The following is a 17,754-nucleotide window of genomic DNA, read 5'->3' on the forward strand; positions in this document are numbered from 1 at the left end:
CCGGTTCTTATCTATATAACGCTCAATGCTTAATTATCTTTTGTTTCTTCGTGAAAATGCATTTTCGAAGAGGTTTCCTGGAGCGGCTCTGCGGTATTGCGCTTGCTGCGGTAGCCCAGGATTTTCAGCATTGACTCTTCGGTTTGCTCATCAGCAAAGAGCTCGGTAGTGATGTTGCCGTTTTCATCCCTGTCGATCAGCACGTGCTTCGGTGCCGGTATGAGGCAGTGCTGTATACCGCCATAGCCGCCCAGCGACTCCTGGTAAGCCCCGGTATGGAAAAAACCGATGTATTGCTCGTCATTCGGGTCGTTGTCGTCAATGATCGGCATATAGAGGTCTTCCGAGTGCGACTCCGTATTGTAATAATCGGCTGAATCGCAGGTAAGCCCGCCCAGGTTGACTTTGGTATACGGCGCGTCCCAGTTGTTGATAGGAAGCATGATATACTTCTGGCCGATGCCCCAGGCGTCAGGAAGCTGGGTAATAAACGAACCGTCGATCATGTACCACAGCTCGCGGTCGTTTTGCTGCTTCTGATCAATGATCTTGTACAGGATAGCGCCGCTTTCGCCTACGGTATAGCTGCCGAACTCGGTAAGAATATTGGGTACCGGTACATTGTTTTTATGGCAGATCCACTGGATGTTTTCAATGATTTCATCGACCATGGCCTGGTAATCAAAGTTATACACCACCGAGGTCTGGATAGGCATGCCCCCGCCAATATCAATGGAATCAAGCTCGGGGCAGATGCGTTTCATCTCGCAGTATTTGAACATAAAGCGGGTGAGCTCCGACCAGTAGTAGGCGGTATCTTTAATGCCTGAATTGATGAAAAAGTGGAGCATTTTCAGCTTAAAACGCTCGTCGGGTTTTATTTTTTTCAGGTAGAGATCGTCTACATCACGGTAGCGGATCCCCAGCCGGGAAGTATAAAACGAGAAAGTGGGCTCTTCGTCGGTAGCGATCCGTATCCCGATATTTACGTTATCTGCCGTTACATTTTCGAGGTAATAGTCGATCTCGTCAAGGTTATCGAGGATGGGCGTACAGTTGACAAAGCCCCGGTTCAGCAGGTTGGTAATGTTTTTGAGATACTGCGGCATTTTGTGGCCGTTGCAGATCACATAAGTATCTTTAGAGACCTTTCCTTCGTCGTAAAGCGTTTCAATCAGAGGTATATCAAAGGCCGATGAGGTTTCGAGATGAATGTTATGCTTCAGCGCCGTATCCAGGATAAACTTGAAATGCGACGATTTGGTGCAGTAGCAATAGGTGTAGCTCCCCTTGTAATTGTACCTCTTCATGGCATTCTTAAACAGGAGCCTGGAATGCTCAATGTGCTCGCCTATTTTAGGTAAGTAACTTATTCTGAGCGGCGTGCCGTATCTTTTGATAACGTCCATCAGCGGAACGTTATTAAACTGGAGATTATTCTGTGCATCCACCCCGAACTCCCGGGTAGGGAACTCGAATGTCTGTTGAATTAAGTCGATATACCTCTTCATTCGCTGTTGAAGGAAACCCGCGTTTAGATTTTAAAAATTCGTGCAAAATTGATATATTTTTCACAACTTTGCAAAGGAAATGCAGGGTTCTTAAATAACGTAAAATGTATCCTGTTTCGTTCTTAACTCTCGTTAATTTAATTCATGAGTAATTCCCATCCCAAAGTGCATTTTATCGCTGTCGGCGGTGCTGTAATGCACAATCTTGCCCTGGCATTGAAAAGTAAAGGTTTTGAGGTATCCGGTTCGGATGATGAAATCTACGAACCGGCGCGCTCGCGGCTTGCTGCCGCGGGCATCTTACCGGCTGAAACCGGCTGGGACGAGAGCCGGATCACCGCTGACCTGGATGCGGTGATCCTGGGTATGCATGCCCGAAAGGATAATCCTGAGCTTCTGATGGCTCAAAAATCGGGGGTACGGGTATATTCGTTCCCGGAGTATGTTTTTGAACAAAGCAGGAATAAAAAGCGTGTGGTAATTGCCGGCAGTCACGGCAAAACCTCTATTACCAGCATGATCCTGCACGTGCTGGCTTATCACAGGCATAATTTTGATTACCTGGTGGGGGCGCAGATCGAAGGGTTTGACCTGATGGTCAGGCTGACGCACGATGCGCCCGTCATTATTATCGAGGGCGATGAATACCTGGCCAGCCCGATCGAAATGCGCTCCAAGTTTTTATTTTATCATCCGCATATTGCATTGATCAGCGGTGTGGCCTGGGATCACTTCAATGTGTTTCCTACTTTTGAGTCGTATACCGATACATTCATGAAGCTGGCCGACGGCATGGAACGGCCCGGTGTGCTGCTCTACGATGCCACTGACGAAGAGGCTGTCAAAATCGGGGGAGTACCCCGGGAAGGAATAGAGGAGATCCCTTACAAGGCTTATCCGTATGAAGTAAGAAACGGGAAAGTTTATGCTGAAACGCCCGAAGGCGGGCTGCCACTCGGGATTTTCGGTGAGCATAACCTGAAAAACCTGAACGGGGCCCGGATCATCTGCGAGAAGCTGGGGATCAGTGAAAGCGCTTTTTTTGAAGCCATACAAACATTTAAAGGGGCTGCCAAGCGACTGGAAACGCTGGGTAAAAACGAAAGTACCCATATTTTCAGAGATTTCGCCCATGCCCCTTCCAAGGTAGGTGCTACTACCCGTGCCGTGAAAGAATTGTACGGCAGCCGGCAGCTGGTGGCGGCTTATGAACTGCACACCTACTCCAGCCTGAACAAAGATTTCCTGCCCCATTATGCCCATAAGCTGGATGATGCCGATACGGCCATTGTTTTCTATTCTCCGCATACGCTGGAAATGAAAAAGATGCCGCCCATCAGCCCGGAAGAGGTGAAAAAGTATTTCGGCCGGCCCGACCTGCTTGTTTTCTCTGATGCTGCTGACCTGCTGGCCTATCTTAGCTCGCTCGACTGGAAAGACCGCAATTTATTGCTGATGTCGTCAGGTACCTTCGGCGGACTCGATCTGAAAGAAACAGTGACAGAATTGCTTGAAACCCTTTAAACACACCCTGAAAATGAATATTTCCCGTAAGACTTTCCTGAAAAATGCGTCTACCAACCTGGCAGGAGCAGTGCTTGCTCCCGGTATTTTATGGGCGCAAGGGGAGGATACCCGGAACCCAACCAAAGAAATGAGGCCAATGGACAAAAGTTATACGCTTAAAAATGTAAGGCTGGAAACCGGCTTTGAATACGAAGGAGATGAAGTTATTGCCACCCAAACAGGTCTTTTCCAGGTAGAGATCGGAAACGGGAAGATCACGAAGGTCAGTGCTGACCGGCCTGATGCCCAAGCCATAGATGCAGGCGGAATGCTGATGCTCCCGGCCTTCCGGGACATGCACATTCACCTGGATAAAACGTTCTACAGTGATCAGTGGCGCGCCGTAAGAAGAAGCGGAGGGGTAAAAGGAATGATAGCCCTGGAGCAGAAAATGCTGCCCGGTATGCTGAAACACTCTACAGAGAAAGCAGAGCGGCTGATCGAGCTTCTGCAATCCAAGGGAACGGCTTTTGCCCGCAGCCATGTCAATATTGAGCCTACCTCGAAATTAGATTCCCTGAAAAACCTGGAAAAGGCCCTGGAAAATAAAAAGAAGGTTTTCGGGACTGAATTGGTGATTTTCCCCCAGCACGGTGTTTTTTACACCGACTCTGTTCCCTATATGAAAGAAGCTGCCGGTATGGATATCGATTTTATCGGCGGGCTGGATCCTTTCAGCATTGACGGGGCCATTGAAAAGACAATAGATTTTACGGTACAGCTTGCCCTTGACCATAAAAAGGGTATTGATATTCACCTGCACGAACAGGGCAGTTCAGGCATCCAGACCATAGAATATCTTATTGCTAAAGTTAATGAAAACCCGGTGCTCCGGGGAAAGACCTATGTAAGTCATGGTTTTGCTTTGGGGCGGCTGGATAAAAGCGGGCAGGAGGCCATGGCAGAAAAGCTCGCCGCCGCCGGGGTAGGCATTGTCTCTACCATTCCTTTTGGCGGGCTGGTTATGCCTATTCCGACCCTGATGAAATACGGGGTGGAAGTGCTGACGGGTAATGACAGCATCGTAGACCACTGGAACACCTTTGGCACCGGAAGTGTCTTGCAGAAAGCCAACCTGGCGGCTCAGCTGTACGGCTATACTTCTGAATCGGGCCTTAGCCGGATGCTGAAGCTGGCCACGGGCGGCCCGGTGCCGTTAGACGACAAAGGTGTTCAGCAATGGCCGCGTACCGGTGATGCTGCAGACCTGGTTTTCCTGGAAGCAAGCTGCTCTGCAGAAGCCGTGTCGCGGATGTCACCGGTAAAATCACTGATTTACCAGGGGAACGTGGTATTTTAAGACAGGCTGAGCTTCCTTTGAAGTTTGTTTCTATTCTGTTTTCAGCATAACCGTTTCAGGCTTAAGCCAGTCAAGGCAGGCATAGTCACCTCTCCTGCAGGGCTCTTTTCCATAGACCGAGCAGGGGCGGCAGGTGAGGACCTCCCGTGAGATTTCCACTTTGTTTTGTTCGGGCTGAAAGAGAGGGCCGAAGCCGGTGAGTGTATGGGTGGCGCCCCAGATGGAGATGACCTTTACTCCCATCATGGCGGCGAAATGCATATTAGATGTGTCTCCACTGATGAAGCAGGTGGCGCGGGAGATCAGCTCCAGCTCTTCTTCCAGGGAAAACCGGTTGACGAGATTCAGCGTACCGGGGTATTTCCGGGCCACTTTTTCCAGGATCTCTCCTTCTTTGGGCCCGCCGCCAAACAGCAGGATTTTATGTCCGGGATACTTTTCCGGAAGCAGTTCAATGAGTTTTTGGTACCGCTCAAGCGGCCATATTTTGCCTTTGTGCTGAGCAAAAGGGGCAATTCCGATAAACGGTATGGCGTTTTCCTGCTGTATCCACTGGTCAACGGTTCGTTTAACGCCCCCGGAAGTTTTAAACAGGGGAGTAAGGTTTTCAATGTGAATTGTGCTCTCAATGATACCGGCGGCTTTGAATACGTCGAGGTATTGCTCACAAACATGCTTTACCGGTATATGGTGCTCGCCCCGAATGATCTGCTTTTTCTCTGCCCGGTGCTTATCGAGGCTGAAGACCTTTTTGCCGGAGAGGGAAAAAAGTGCCTTCAGGAAACGGGTACGCAGGTTCTGGTGGAGATCCAGCACATAATCGGGCCGGAAATGCTGCAGTTGCCTGAAAAGATAAATGATGCCTGCGGGACCCTTGTGTTCTCCTTCAAAATCACAGGGGAAAACTTCAATGCCCGGGCTGTTATTAAAAAAAGGTACAAATTTGCCGCGCGTAACCATAATGATCTTCAGGTCGGGACGGTGCTTCAGCACCGTAGCCAGGGTTCCCATGGTCAGGGCCACGTCGCCCATGGCAGAAAACCGGAAGACAACAGCGGTTTTCATTTCTTTTCGTAAAAAATAGGATTGAGGTTCGGATCGTTATACATTTTCATCTGCTTGTACAGCTTCATGTATTTCTGACCCGAACGGAGGTCATCCATGAGCTCATCATAGGCCAGCGCCAGGTCAGCCTCCTGCACCTGCAATACGTAGAGCTTTTGCTTTACGGAGTCGAGGTGGCTTTGTGTGGCGTCTGTTCGCTGCAGCTGTTCGTTAAAATGGTAAATTTTCAGCTGGAGAATAGACATCCTGTCGAGCAGCCAGGCCGGGGTTTCCGAGTTCAGCCGTGCGTGCTCAGCCGGCTTTACACCCTGCAGGCTGTTGAATATCCACTCGTCTATCTGTTCCACGGTATCCGTGCGGTGCTGGTTGGAGGCATCGATACGCCTTTTGATGGCCACCAGCTCAGCGGGGTTAATAGACGGGTCACGAATGATGTCTTCCAGGTGCCACTGGACCGTATCGATCCAGTTTTTGAGGTAAAGAAGCCCTTCCAGTCCTTCGTATTTTTCCGGCCTGACGGCATCTACATGATCCTGTAAATGGTAGTCGGTGATAGATTCCCTGAAGATACGGTTAATTTCTTCTGCTTTCATTATTCAAGTATTTTTGGGCCGGCCTGGTTAATGGTAGAAACGTAAGTGGTGGCCTGGATATTGACTTGTTCAAACGCGGTTTTCATGGCTGCGGCTACTTTTTCGGCGGTTTCCCTGCCTTCTGAGAAAGCAAATACCGATGGCCCGGCTCCCGATATGCTGCAGCCCAGGGCTCCGGCTTCGGTAGCCGCCATCTTCACTTCAAAAAACGAGGGAATGAGTATGGAGCGTATAGGCTCAATGATAAAATCTACCATTGAGCGGCCGATCAGCGCGTAATCGGAGCTCATGAGCCCGGCAATCATGCCGCTGACATTGCCCATCTGGGAGATGGCCTTGTTCATAGACACCTCATTTTTGAGAATGTGGCGCGCATCTTTGGTGTTTACCTCTACATCGGGGTGGATGAGTGAAACATACAGGTTATCGGGTACCGGTACCTTAAATACATCGAGCGGGGCATACGAACGGATAACCACGAAACCGCCCAGCAGGGCCGGTGCTACGTTATCGGCGTGGGCCGAGCCACAGGCTACGCGCTCGCCTTCCATGGCGAAAGGCAGGAGCTTGTCGGTGCTTAGCGGTTCACCCAGCAATTTATTGGCTGCAAATACGCCCGCCACCGAGCTGGCGGAGCTGCTGCCCAGGCCACTGCCCAGTGCCATTTTTTTATGAAGCACAATGTCGAAGCCCGTTTGAAGGCCCAGGTGGGCCAGGTATTTTATGACCGGAACAGAAACGGCGTTTCTGGTTTCGTCTATGGTCAGCTTGCCGGCATCGCCGGTGATCTCCCGGATAACGATTTTGTTGTCGTTTCTGCGGGTAAGAATCACTTCGTCGCCCGGGTTATCCACGGCCAGTCCGAAAATATCGAATCCGCAGGCAACATTGGCTACGGTGGCCGGGGCAAAAACTCTGATGGAATCCAAAATATATTTTATGTTAAGCTAAAAAACTACTCAGGCTGATAATATCAGCAAAGACCCCCATGGCGGTCACCTCGGCCCCTGCACCGGGGCCTTTTACCACCAGCGGGTTGGTTTCGTAACGGTCTGTAGTGAACGAGACAATGTTTTCAGAGCCGGAAAGCGAATAGAACGGATGGGCCGGGTTTACTGCTGTCAGGCCTATCCGGGCTTTGCCTTCTTCAAAGCTGGCGATGAAACGGAGTCGTTTTCCTTCTGAATGGGCCGCAGAGATCAGCCCGGCGTAATGCTGGTCTTCTTCTTCCAGCACCTTGTAGAACTCGCCGACACTGGCGGCCGCCAGCGCTTTTGCACTGAGCAGGGGTGTGTTTTCCACGTCCTCAAACTCCAGCTTGAGCCCGCATTCCCTGGCCAGGATCAGGATTTTCCGGGCCACATCGGTACCGCTGAGGTCATCGCGCGGATCGGGCTCGGTATAGCCTTTCTCCCGGGCCTCTTTGACCACCTCCACAAACGGCCGGTCTACTGAAAACGTGTTGAAAATATAAGAGAGGGTACCGCTCAGCACGGCTTCTATTTTCCGGATCTGGTCGCCGCTGTTAATCAGGCCCTGCAGGGTATTGATAATGGGCAGGCCGGCACCTACGTTGGTTTCGTACAGGAATTTGACGTTTCTTTTGCGGGAGATCTCCCGCAAAGCCGCATATTCTTCATACGTGCCTGAATTGGCTACTTTGTTAGGCGTAACAATAGAAATGTTACTTTGCAGCACAGGGGCGTAGTACTGGATGATATTTTTATCGGCCGAGCAGTCTACAAAAACACTGTTGCTCAGGTTCAGCGCCTGCATATCTTCGAAAAACTCGCTCTGGTTCACCGGTTCGCCCTCGTTGTCGAGCTTCTCCAGCCAGTTGTCGAGCGAAATCCCTTCGGGGTTCAGCAGCATTTTGCGGGTATTGGTCATGCCCACAATGCGGATGGTCAGGTTTTTTTCTTTCCGGAGAGTGTCTTTCTGAGCCAGGATCTGCTTCAGCAGGGTTCTGCCGATCAGGCCGGTAGGACCCAGGATAAAGAGGTTCAGGGTAAAGCCGTCGATCTCAAAAAACGACTCGTGTATGGCGTTCAGGGCCTTGGCAATGTCTTTCTTCTTGATCACCACCGAGATGTTCAGCTCAGAAGAGCCCTGGGCAGTAGCTACCACGTTGATCCCGTTTTTACCAAGCACCGAGAACAATTTCCCGGAAATACCCGAGCTGGAACGCATGCCTTCGCCTACTACAGCCAGGATAGAAAGGTTATATTGTACGCTGACATTTTCAATCTCACCGTTGGTGATCTCGTTTTTGAAGCCTTTTTCGAGAATCTGGCGCACCTTTTCACCGGCCGCCGGCTCTACGGCAAAGCAGATAGAGTGCTCGGAAGAGGCCTGGGTAATGAGAACAATGGAGATGTGGTTGTCAGCCATCAGCCCGAACAGCTTGGCCGCCACACCGGCCACGCCGATCATGCCGTTTCCGTGCAGGTTGATCAGCGCAATATCATCAATTGAGCTGATGCCCGTGATGGAATAGGCTTTCTGGTTCACGTTTCGTGAAATGATCGTTCCGGGGTGACTGCTTTCAAAGGTATTCAGTATCCGGATAGGAATATCGCGCTGGAAAGCCGGGATCAGGCTGGGTGGATAAATCACCTTTGCGCCGAAGTGGGAGAGCTCCATAGCCTCGGAATACGAGATTTCAGCTATGGAAAAGGCATTTTTTACTTTGCGCGGGTCGGCGGTCATCATGCCGTTGACATCGGTCCAGATCTCGATGACCTCTGCATTCAGCGCGGCGCCGATGATGGAGGCGGTATAGTCTGAACCGCCCCGGCCCAGGGTAGTGGTGCTGTTGTTTTCATCAGAACCGATAAAGCCGGTCACACAGTAGATGACCGACGGGTCGGACAGCTTTTCTATAATGTGCTGATGGGTAAGAACCGCATCTACCTCGGCAAACCCGAAATTGCTGTTGGTCTTGATGATCTGCCGGGCGTCTGTATAGACCGTATTCAGTCCTTTTTCTTTTAGCAGGAAGGAAATCATACGGGTAGAAAGCCGCTCGCCGAAGCTTACCAGGAAATCAGACGTACGCGGACTGAGCTCGCGGATGTAGGTGATGCCCTTTAAAAAATCTTCCAGGTCATTCAGCTCACCCTTAATGGTGGCCAGGATAGAGCTCTGTGATTTTACGGGAACCAGCTTCTTGATCACCTCAAAATGGCGGTCTTCCAGCGTTTTGACAATTTCCATGTAATCTGCCGATCCTGCTGCTGCCATTTTCCCGGCCTCCAGTAACTTGTTGGTTACTCCTGACATGGCCGAAAAAGCCACAGCAATACCTGTAGATTTGGAAAATTTTTTCTGGATGATCTCCGCTACTTCCGTGATGCTTTCAACTGTACCTACCGACGTTCCTCCGAACTTTAGAACCCTCATGCGATTTAATGAATTTGGGATTGGGTTATACACCGCAAATATACCAATTATTATTCCGCTAAAACGTATAATTCAATTTTTGGCAAAGAAATTGGTGTTTTTATTTGACATAATAAAATATAGTTAGTTATTTGTATAATTATTAATTAATGCGACCCGGCCATGGATAAGTATTTTAAGGCTTTGAATGACGGTACCCGGCGTGAAATCCTGGAGATACTCCGGGTCAACCCGGCTGCCGCAGGAGAGATAGCCGACCGGTTCAATATTTCAAAGCCAAGCATCAGCCATCACCTGGATATTCTGAAGCAGGCTGACCTGGTGACTGCCAAAAAGAAAGGGCAGTTTGTGATGTATTCGATTAATTTGCCTGCCCTGGACGAGGTGCTGCAGTGGTTTGCCCTGTTTAAAAACGAGAGCAACGCTGAAAAGCCGAGAATACGGATCCCGCTCCGGGTGTAGCGGTACAAAAATTTTACGATAGAAATTTCATGTATAATTTCTACCCGGGCCCTTCCCGCATTTATCCTGCTGTAAAAAGATTTGCCCAGGAGGCGTTTGAATCCGGAATTCTGGAAAGAAATCACCGCTCCGATGATTTCATGACCCTGCTGAAGGAATGCATTGACCTGCTCAGAGACCGGCTGAACGTTCCGGCGGATTACAAAGTTTTCTTTACTTCTTCTGCTACCGAATGCTGGGAAATCTGTGCCCAGTCGTTTTCAAAAGAAGCACGGTTTTTCTACAACGGCGCTTTCGGTGAAAAATGGAAAATATACACGGAGCGGATCAATCCCGGTACAGAGGGAGAGGCCTTCGGTGCCGAAGAAGAGCCGGCTATACGCAGTACAGAGGGGCGCGATGTATGTCTTGTAGCGAATGAAACGTCTAACGGTACGGCGGTATCACCAGCGACCATCGGTAAAATACGGGCGGCGGCCGGTGACAACCTGGTGATGATCGATGCGGTATCGTCGCTGGGCGGGGTCAATTATGATATTTCCCGGGGCGATATCTGGATAAGCTCTTCCCAGAAATGCCTGGGGCTGCCTTCGGGTATGGGCATCATGCTGGTTTCCCCGGCAGCCCTGCGGCGGGCTTCAGAGATCAATGACCACCGGTATTACAACAGCGCGCTTTTCATGGAAAGCAATTTTGACCGGTTTCAGACACCGTATACCCCGAATATCCTGGCGGTTTACCTGCTGAAGCATTTGTTGGAAGATCTTGATAATGTGTCGGTTATTGCTGAAAGAACAGCCCGGCGTGCAGCGGGTATTTACCGTTTCCTGGAAGGGCTTGGAACCTGCGGGCCGCTGATCCGGAACGAGGCCGTACGCTCGTCAACGGTGGTTGCGGTCAGCTGTGCCGAACCCGGCCGCCTGAGCCGGTATCTTGCGCAGCACGGAGCCATTATCGGTAAGGGATACGGCGCCTGGCAGTCGTCTACTTTCCGGATCGCTAATTTTCCGGCCATACCCGATGCCGATTATGAGGTGTTGTTCGAATTACTTCGTAGCTTTGTGAAGCTGTAAGCCGTAAAACCATGGAATTCTTTTCTGATTTCGACCTGAAGGAGCTTTTCTCCGTTACCATTATTCTTTTCTCGGTGATTGATATCCTGGGGTCTATCCCTATCATTCTGAACCTGCGCAAGAAGATCGGGGATGTTCATCCCGAGCGGATTACCCTGGTTTCCGGCGGATTAATGCTCATCTACCTGTTTGTAGGGGTAAAGATCCTCCAGCTCTTCGGGGTAGATGTGCAGTCGTTTGCCGTAGCCGGTGCGCTGATCCTGCTGATCATCAGCTTTGAGATGATCCTGGGCCGGGAGATCTTCAAGCACAATGCCGCATCTGACGGGAAAGGCTCAAGCATTGTTCCGCTGGCTTTCCCGATCATTGCCGGGGCGGGAACCATGACCACCCTGATCTCGTTAAAAGCCGCTTATCATGACGTCAATATCATGGGCGGTATCTTCCTGAACCTCATTCTTATTTTTGTGGTGCTCAAATCATCGGGCTGGCTCGAAAGAAAGCTCGAGCCGGGTACGGTTGAGGTGCTTCAAAAGGTATTCGGACTGATCATCCTGGCCATTGCCATCAAGCTGATCAAAGAGAATCTTTTCTGAGCCAGCCTTCCAGGATAAAATACTGGGCGTCAGCATAGGTGGTCATGATGTACAGGGCATCTTTAGGGATATCTGCGTAGAATTTATTGACCGCAATCATGGAATCGGAAATAATGAACAGCACGGCTCCGGCCAGCACATACCGGTAGGATGCCCCGGAAGACGTATGACGGGAAGCCGCAAAAATGCCCATCAGGGTGATCACCACGCAGTAGACCACCACCGGCATCCGCAGGCCGGCTGGGACAGAAGGGTAGAGGAAGACCAGGAAGCCCGAGGTAAGCAGGGCAAAAAGGAAGATGGCGCTGAACGAAAAGCGGCATGTTTTCCGGAACAGGAGGATGTATGACACATGCGCCAGCAAAAAAGATGCGAGCCCGGGAATGAACCAGCCCTCAAACATCAGGAAGACATCGCCGAGGAAGCTGAAAAACAAAGCACTGAAATACAGGCGTGAAGTGATCCCTTCCCGCCAGGCAATGTACATCAGCACGGGCATGAGAAGCGGCTTGGTGATCAGCACCAGGGGCCGGTGCCAGGCCAGGCTGCCGTAAATTTCCAGGATGAGAACTACTAAAAAGAAGAGTCTTGCACGCATAACAGGCCGGGAATTATTTCAGTATTTCATAAATTTCTTTCCAGTCATTTACCCGCCGGTAACCTTCGGTAAGGGTATTGTGCATGGAGTGGAAAAGGAGCTTTTCTCCCTCGAAATGTTCAAAATTGCGGGCGTGGTCGTCGATCATGATGTCGCCGTGAACAATAGACTTGTCACCACAGAAAACCATGTTTTGCCACGATATGAAAGGAAAATGGAGGAACAGCCAGTTGACTTTCTCCGTGAGGGAGTTCGGGAATTCGGTGGCGGCCGACACAATGAATACTTCGTATTTTTCGCTGAGCGCTTTTACCACTTCCACAGAATCGGGGAAAACCTCAAGATCGGTAAAAAAGCCGGGTTTAAAGAGCTCGTCGCGGTAGGTGATGAAGTGGCTCTGGCGCACATAGGCATAGAAATCTTTGCCTTCAAAAAACTCTTTGGTCAGGTTAAGGTGGTTTCTTTCGTTAAATATACGGAGGATTTTGGCGCCGGTATCGGCCAGCACATCATCCATGTCAATGATTAGACGTTTTTTCATTGTCATAAGTTTATATAAGTTACTATAAAGTTTTTATAAGTTTTTGTGTGAACCATATGAGGCATATAAGTCACACAGTTTTTTTTAAAAAGATCAAACAGGTTGATAAGTTCAAAAAGGGTTATAAGGTTACACAGGTTTATAAGGTTGCACAAGCATTCGTTAAGATTCGTTACTTTTCACTTTTCACTTTCACGGATGGTACCCCTTCACAATCTTCTTTGACCTGATCCGGTCGTTCTGGTTAACCAGTACAAAATAAATGCCGTCAGGCAGGCCGGTAAGGTCAAAGTCGTGCAGGCCTTTGGCGTGTACGGCCTCGGAGATCAGTTTTCCGGCCAGGTTTTGCAGCTCAAAACGGGTGTCTTCTCCCGGCGGTACTTTTACATACACTTTTTCGTCTTCTTCGTTTAAAAATATAATGACCTGTTCTTTCATTCGCTGAAGCGGATATAGGGTTTTAAATGTTCATAGACTTTGTGGACGGGAAGCCCCATGACCGTATAAAACGACCCTTCGATCCGGTCAATGCCCACCATGCCGATAAAATCCTGTACGCCGTAGCCGCCTGCTTTATCAAAAGGGCTGAAGTGGTCTACATAATAGTTGATTTCTTCAGCCGACAGGGGTTTGAAGTGCACCAGTGTGGTATCGGAGAAGGTGACCAGGCCGCGGTTGACCCGGATGCACACCCCCGTGACCACCTGGTGGGTGTTATGGCTAAGGCGGCCCAGCATTTCTACGGCCTCCTGCCGGTTTTCGGGCTTGTTGAGTATGATTCCGTTTACAATGACCACGGTATCGGCCCCAATAATGATCTGGTCGGGTTCAGGGTTGCCAAAGGCTTCTGCTTTACGCCGGGCCAGCATTTCGGGTACTTTATCGGGCGGGATGTCCGGACCGAAGCTCTCATCTACCGCTGTGGTAATTACTTCAAACCGGAAACCGGCCTCCCGGAGAATCTGCTTTCTGCGGGGCGATGCCGACACCAGAATAATTTTCTCGTTAATTTTCATGTATGGCGTATAAATTATTGTTACTTTTGTAAATTATGTAAATACATGTAACTTTAATAAATTCGGTAAATAAGATAATGAGTTTAGAAACTGAAATTAAGCAAACCCGTCCCTTCCAGTCGGAGAGCGAGAAATGCATCGTAAATATCATATATACGAACAACTTGATAACTATCTTTCACAATAAAATAGTGAAGGATTTTGATATCAGCATTGAGCAGTATAATGTTTTGCGCATTTTGAAGGGACAGAACCGGACGCCCATTACCATTAACGGGATCATTGACCGTATGCTGGATAAGATGTCGAACGCCTCACGGCTGGTAGACAAATTGTATTTTAAGGGCCTTGTAGACCGCAGGCAGAAGGAAACCAACCGGCGCGCCTGCGATGTGACCATTACTCCCAAAGGAGAAGAAGTGTTAAATGCAATCAGCCAGGCGCTGGCCGACCGGGTCGAGAACCACCTGGATATGGACAACGCCGACCTGGAACAACTGAACGCCCTGTTGGACAAATTCAGGGGAAAAATAATGAAATAATGAACAGATTTCTTCTTCTTTTTATACCCCGGCGGGTAGCGGGCGGCAGCCTGCAGATGACCCGCACAATGGGCCTCCTGCTCCTGTTTACACTGGCATTCTACAGTTGCCGGAAGTCGGAAGATACCGAACCAGAGCCGCGCCTGGTAAGCGTTACTTTTGCCGGCGAGTACAAGAAGGCCGACATTGTTGCACAGGCGGCCGGGCTTATGGGCTCTTCGGCAGCAACCATCGGTAACCTTCTGCGGTACGACGTGAAATGCTATAAAGTAGTATACAAAACCACTACCACCGATGGCCGGGAGATCACGGCTTCGGGCGCCCTGGCTCTTCCTTCGGGCGGGCAGAAAGCCCCGCTGGTAAGCATTCAGCACGGCACCCTCTTTACGGTATCTGACGCCCCTTCTAATTTTAAGCCGGGCACAGAGAGCATGCTGAGCCTCTTCATGGCGTCATCGGGCTTTTTAGCAGGTATGCCGGATTATGTGGGGTACGGGGACTCGCACAATGAGCTGCACCCGTATGAGCATGCGGCCGGCCTGGCCGTTCCGATCGCCGATTTTCTGCTGGCGGTAAAAGAATATTTTAAAAAGGAAGGCACGGCGTGGAACAACGACCTGCTGATAGCGGGCTATTCGGCCGGCGGTTATGCTACCATGGCGGCCCAGAAGCTGATCGAAGAAACATACAGCCGTGAGTTTAACCTGAAAGCCAGCTCCTGCGGTGCCGGGGCCTACAACAAGTCGCTTTTGCTGGATAAGTTTGTTAATGAGCCCACTGCCGGTGAGGCGAACCATAACAGCTCGTATATCTGGGTCATGCTTACCTACAACCGGATCTACAAGCTTAACCGGCCCGTAAGCTATTATTTCCGTGAGCCTTATGCTTCGCAGATTGAAGAAGAGGGATATAGAGTTTCGTTATCGGGTAGCTTTAACTCGCTTCTTAACCCTGATTTTATTGCTTCTTATAAGGCGGGAAAGGAAAGCGCGCTGGTAGAAGCCTTCCGTGAAAACGACCTGGTGAACTGGAAAACCGGTGTCACTACTTTGCTGGTACACGGCAATGCCGACACGTACGTGCCGTATGTGAACTCTACCACGGCGCTGGAAGGAATGAAGAAGGCCGGTTCTGCCCGTGTGAGCCTTGAAACGGTGGAAGGCGGGACCCATGAATCGTCTGTGCAGGATTTTATTTTTAAGACCTACCTGCTCTTTGCCGCTAATCTGACGAATTAGTCGTATATTTCGGGGCATTTTATTATCGTATGAATTGGCGAAGGTTTATTGTTCTCTTCCTATTTTCAGGTAAATTATCTGCCCAGGCTCCTGATTTTGACGCTAAGGGGATATTTTATTTCCAGGACAGTGATTTTAATGCCGACAGTTATTCTACCAGAAAGATCACCAAATCGGGTATGGACCTGGTGGGAGTCTTCACTTTCCCGCTGAAATACCCCGAATCACGCCAGCCTTCAGAGCAGAATATTTCCAATTCGGTGATCGATAACCACCGGATGGCCGCCATCCGGGCCGACAGGAAGATTGCCTATATCCTGGAAACCCGGGGCCCGCTGGCCAAAGGGGCAAAAGACGCCGGCCTGGGCGACCTGCCGGCAGGAAGCTACGTGAGCGTCATAAAGATAGCCGATCTTCACGCTCTGAAGCCCGATTACCGCTTTCCTGTAGCAGAGAACCCTACTTCTGTTTCGCTTGATCCTTCCCATAAATACCTGGCCGTAAGCTCGCAGTATACCGGCAATGAGGTCCAGATATTTGAGCTGGATGACTTTGGCAAGCCGATCCGGCTGCTTCCCCAGGTGCTGCATATGGATGGCGGGGCCGTTTATGACCTGATCTGGCATCCTTCAAAAGATTATATCGTATTTATCCGGAAAGAAGATAAGGAGATCGGGCTGATCCGGGTGGTCAGAGACAGGAACAACATCATACGCCTGGAGCAGGCCGGTGAGCTGGTAAGGTTTGAAGGCAACCCGGTAGCAGGCATGTTCTCTAAAGACGGGAAAAGCCTTTTTGTGCTTGACCAGGGCGATGCCGCCAACCGTATCCCGGGAAAGGTATTCCAGGTGAAGCTCAGCCTCGAAGAGGATGGCAGGCATGTTTTACTGACCCGGGCCGATGTGGGCTTTAATCCCCTGCATATTTCCATGAATCCCGCCGGTGATTACCTGTTTGTCAGTAACGGGGGGCGTACTGACCAGGACAATGCTTCTGTATCGGTGCTTTCGTACAAAAACGAAAACCTGGAGGCCCAGTCGGAGGTGGCCCTTGACGGGCTCCTGCCTACGCCGGTACGTTTTGATAAAGGGGGCAAAAATTTTACAGTAGGGTGTTTCCAGTCAAAAACCTTTGGAAAACCCATGGGAAATATCTCGTTTTACCGGTTTTCAGGCGGGAAAGCGGAAAAGCAGGCGGGCAGCATACTGATGCCGGCCGGGGTTCATTACCTGGAAGTGCTGTATTGACCCGTTTTTTGAGGCTGTGTTTTGGTGACGCTCTTATTTTTTTGCTAAATTTGTCAAATTATTCTTCTCAATGCAGCAGTCCATTAGTACAAGACATTTGCTGGGCATTAAAAACATTACCCAGAATGATATTCACCTGATTCTTGAAACGGCCAAAACATTTAAGGAAGTCATCAACCGGCCGATCAAAAAGGTGCCTTCATTGAGAGATATTACCATTGCCAACCTGTTTTTCGAGAATTCTACCCGTACCCGTTTATCGTTTGAGCTGGCAGAAAAGCGTTTGTCGGCAGATACGATCAACTTTACGTCTTCGGGCAGCTCGGTAAAGAAGGGAGAAACCCTGCTGGATACGGTCAATAATATCCTGGCCATGAAAGTAGATATGGTGGTGATGCGCCACAGCAGTCCCGGTGCGCCGCATTTCCTCTCGGATAAGATCAAAGCCAATATTGTCAATGCGGGTGACGGCACCCATGAGCATCCTACCCAGGCCCTGCTCGATGCTTTTTCCATGACAGAGCGGCTGGGTTCGCTGGAAGGGAAAAAGGTGGCCATTATCGGGGATATCCTGCACTCGCGGGTGGCGCTCTCCAATATTTTCTGCCTGCAGAAGCTGGGTGCCGATATTGCCGTGTGCGGCCCGCCCACACTCATTCCGAAATATCTTCACAGCCTGGGGGTAAAGCAATTCGGAACCGTACAGGAAGCCCTGCAATGGTGCGATGTGGCCAATGTGCTCCGGATTCAGCTCGAGCGCCAGCAGCTGAAGTTTTTTCCTTCGCTGCGCGAATACTCCCTGTATTACGGCATTACCCGTAAAATGCTCGATGCGCTGGATAAGGAGATCATTGTGATGCACCCGGGGCCCATTAACCGTGGGGTGGAGCTGAGCTCTGATGCAGCCGATTCTCCGCATTCTATTATCCTGGACCAGGTGGAAAACGGTGTTGCGGTAAGGATGGCGGTGATGTACCTGCTTGCACAGAAAAATTAGGGCATTC

18 protein-coding genes are annotated in these 17,754 nt (G+C 50.1%); 9 read left to right on the forward strand and 9 right to left on the reverse strand.

Annotated features, from left to right (window positions below):
- Window positions 1-29: 29 nt before the first annotated feature.
- Complete coding sequence (locus AB2U10_RS03805) at window positions 30-1,511, reverse strand: type III PLP-dependent enzyme domain-containing protein (protein WP_367913334.1); 1,482 nt, start codon at window positions 1,509-1,511, stop codon at window positions 30-32.
- A 144-nt stretch (window positions 1,512-1,655) separates the two neighbouring features.
- Here AB2U10_RS03805 and AB2U10_RS03810 point away from each other — a divergent pair, with 144 nt between their 5' ends.
- Both AB2U10_RS03810 and AB2U10_RS03815 read left to right on the forward strand, forming a co-directional pair.
- A complete protein-coding gene (locus AB2U10_RS03810) occupies window positions 1,656-3,035 on the forward strand; it encodes a UDP-N-acetylmuramate--L-alanine ligase (RefSeq protein ID WP_367913333.1) in 1,380 nt (459 codons plus the stop codon).
- Between the two features lie 13 nt (window positions 3,036-3,048).
- Window positions 3,049-4,377: an amidohydrolase gene (locus AB2U10_RS03815; protein ID WP_367913332.1), complete on the forward strand. Its 1,329-nt coding sequence runs from the start codon at window positions 3,049-3,051 to the stop codon at window positions 4,375-4,377.
- A gap of 30 nt (window positions 4,378-4,407) precedes the next feature.
- On the opposite strand, the gene AB2U10_RS03820 is transcribed toward AB2U10_RS03815, so the two are convergent.
- Genes AB2U10_RS03820 through thrA form a run of 4 tightly spaced genes read right to left on the reverse strand, consistent with a single transcriptional unit; the run spans window position 4,408 to window position 9,437 of the window.
- The gene (locus AB2U10_RS03820; RefSeq protein WP_367913331.1) at window positions 4,408-5,442 is read right to left on the reverse strand and encodes a glycosyltransferase family 9 protein; all 1,035 of its coding nucleotides are present in this window, start codon (window positions 5,440-5,442) and stop codon (window positions 4,408-4,410) included.
- Complete coding sequence (locus AB2U10_RS03825) at window positions 5,439-6,035, reverse strand: DUF4254 domain-containing protein (protein WP_367913330.1); 597 nt, start codon at window positions 6,033-6,035, stop codon at window positions 5,439-5,441. The genes AB2U10_RS03820 and AB2U10_RS03825 overlap by 4 nt, the downstream gene beginning before the upstream one ends.
- Window positions 6,035-6,964: a homoserine kinase gene (locus AB2U10_RS03830; protein ID WP_367913329.1), complete on the reverse strand. Its 930-nt coding sequence runs from the start codon at window positions 6,962-6,964 to the stop codon at window positions 6,035-6,037. The genes AB2U10_RS03825 and AB2U10_RS03830 overlap by 1 nt, the downstream gene beginning before the upstream one ends.
- Before the next feature lie 13 nt (window positions 6,965-6,977).
- Window positions 6,978-9,437, reverse strand: coding sequence for a bifunctional aspartate kinase/homoserine dehydrogenase I (gene thrA / locus AB2U10_RS03835; RefSeq protein ID WP_367913328.1), 2,460 nt, complete (start codon window positions 9,435-9,437; stop codon window positions 6,978-6,980).
- Between the two features lie 162 nt (window positions 9,438-9,599).
- Here thrA and AB2U10_RS03840 point away from each other — a divergent pair, with 162 nt between their 5' ends.
- The 3 genes from AB2U10_RS03840 to AB2U10_RS03850 are packed head-to-tail and all read left to right on the forward strand — an operon-like array spanning window position 9,600 to window position 11,568.
- Window positions 9,600-9,899 (forward strand): autorepressor SdpR family transcription factor, encoded by a 300-nt coding sequence (locus AB2U10_RS03840; RefSeq protein ID WP_367913327.1) that lies wholly within the window; start codon window positions 9,600-9,602, stop codon window positions 9,897-9,899.
- Window positions 9,900-9,928: 29 nt separating this feature from the next.
- Window positions 9,929-10,972 carry an aminotransferase class V-fold PLP-dependent enzyme gene (locus AB2U10_RS03845; protein ID WP_367913326.1) on the forward strand — a complete coding sequence of 348 codons (1,044 nt, stop codon included), beginning with the start codon at window positions 9,929-9,931 and terminating at the stop codon, window positions 10,970-10,972.
- Window positions 10,973-10,983: 11 nt separating this feature from the next.
- The gene (locus tag AB2U10_RS03850) at window positions 10,984-11,568 is read left to right on the forward strand and encodes a MarC family protein (RefSeq protein WP_367913325.1); all 585 of its coding nucleotides are present in this window, start codon (window positions 10,984-10,986) and stop codon (window positions 11,566-11,568) included.
- Here the strand turns inward: AB2U10_RS03850 and AB2U10_RS03855 are convergent.
- From AB2U10_RS03855 to AB2U10_RS03870, 4 genes are all read right to left on the reverse strand, one after another.
- Window positions 11,549-12,166: a lysoplasmalogenase gene (locus AB2U10_RS03855; protein ID WP_367913324.1), complete on the reverse strand. Its 618-nt coding sequence runs from the start codon at window positions 12,164-12,166 to the stop codon at window positions 11,549-11,551. The genes AB2U10_RS03850 and AB2U10_RS03855 overlap by 20 nt on opposite strands.
- Before the next feature lie 13 nt (window positions 12,167-12,179).
- The gene (locus tag AB2U10_RS03860; protein ID WP_367913323.1) at window positions 12,180-12,707 is read right to left on the reverse strand and encodes a 5' nucleotidase, NT5C type; all 528 of its coding nucleotides are present in this window, start codon (window positions 12,705-12,707) and stop codon (window positions 12,180-12,182) included.
- 192 nt (window positions 12,708-12,899) lie between these two features.
- Entirely contained in the window at window positions 12,900-13,145 is a 246-nt protein-coding gene (locus AB2U10_RS03865) for a T9SS type A sorting domain-containing protein (protein ID WP_367913322.1), read from the reverse strand.
- A complete protein-coding gene (locus tag AB2U10_RS03870) occupies window positions 13,142-13,723 on the reverse strand; it encodes a Maf family protein (RefSeq protein ID WP_367913321.1) in 582 nt (193 codons plus the stop codon). The genes AB2U10_RS03865 and AB2U10_RS03870 overlap by 4 nt, the downstream gene beginning before the upstream one ends.
- Before the next feature lie 191 nt (window positions 13,724-13,914).
- On the opposite strand from AB2U10_RS03870, the gene AB2U10_RS03875 reads away from it, so the two are divergent.
- The 4 genes from AB2U10_RS03875 to AB2U10_RS03890 all read left to right on the forward strand — a co-directional run bounded on the left by AB2U10_RS03875 (window position 13,915) and on the right by AB2U10_RS03890 (window position 17,747).
- Complete coding sequence (locus AB2U10_RS03875; protein WP_367913320.1) at window positions 13,915-14,265, forward strand: MarR family winged helix-turn-helix transcriptional regulator; 351 nt, start codon at window positions 13,915-13,917, stop codon at window positions 14,263-14,265.
- Window positions 14,265-15,503 (forward strand): alpha/beta hydrolase family protein, encoded by a 1,239-nt coding sequence (locus tag AB2U10_RS03880; protein ID WP_367913319.1) that lies wholly within the window; start codon window positions 14,265-14,267, stop codon window positions 15,501-15,503. The genes AB2U10_RS03875 and AB2U10_RS03880 overlap by 1 nt, the downstream gene beginning before the upstream one ends.
- 29 nt (window positions 15,504-15,532) lie before the next feature.
- Complete coding sequence (locus tag AB2U10_RS03885) at window positions 15,533-16,750, forward strand: YncE family protein (RefSeq protein ID WP_367913318.1); 1,218 nt, start codon at window positions 15,533-15,535, stop codon at window positions 16,748-16,750.
- A gap of 70 nt (window positions 16,751-16,820) precedes the next feature.
- Window positions 16,821-17,747 carry an aspartate carbamoyltransferase catalytic subunit gene (locus AB2U10_RS03890; protein WP_367913317.1) on the forward strand — a complete coding sequence of 309 codons (927 nt, stop codon included), beginning with the start codon at window positions 16,821-16,823 and terminating at the stop codon, window positions 17,745-17,747.
- Window positions 17,748-17,754 lie beyond the last annotated feature (7 nt).

Source organism: Leadbetterella sp. DM7, assembly GCF_040829825.2.
In the GTDB taxonomy this organism is placed as follows: Bacteria; Bacteroidota; Bacteroidia; order Cytophagales; family Spirosomataceae; genus Leadbetterella.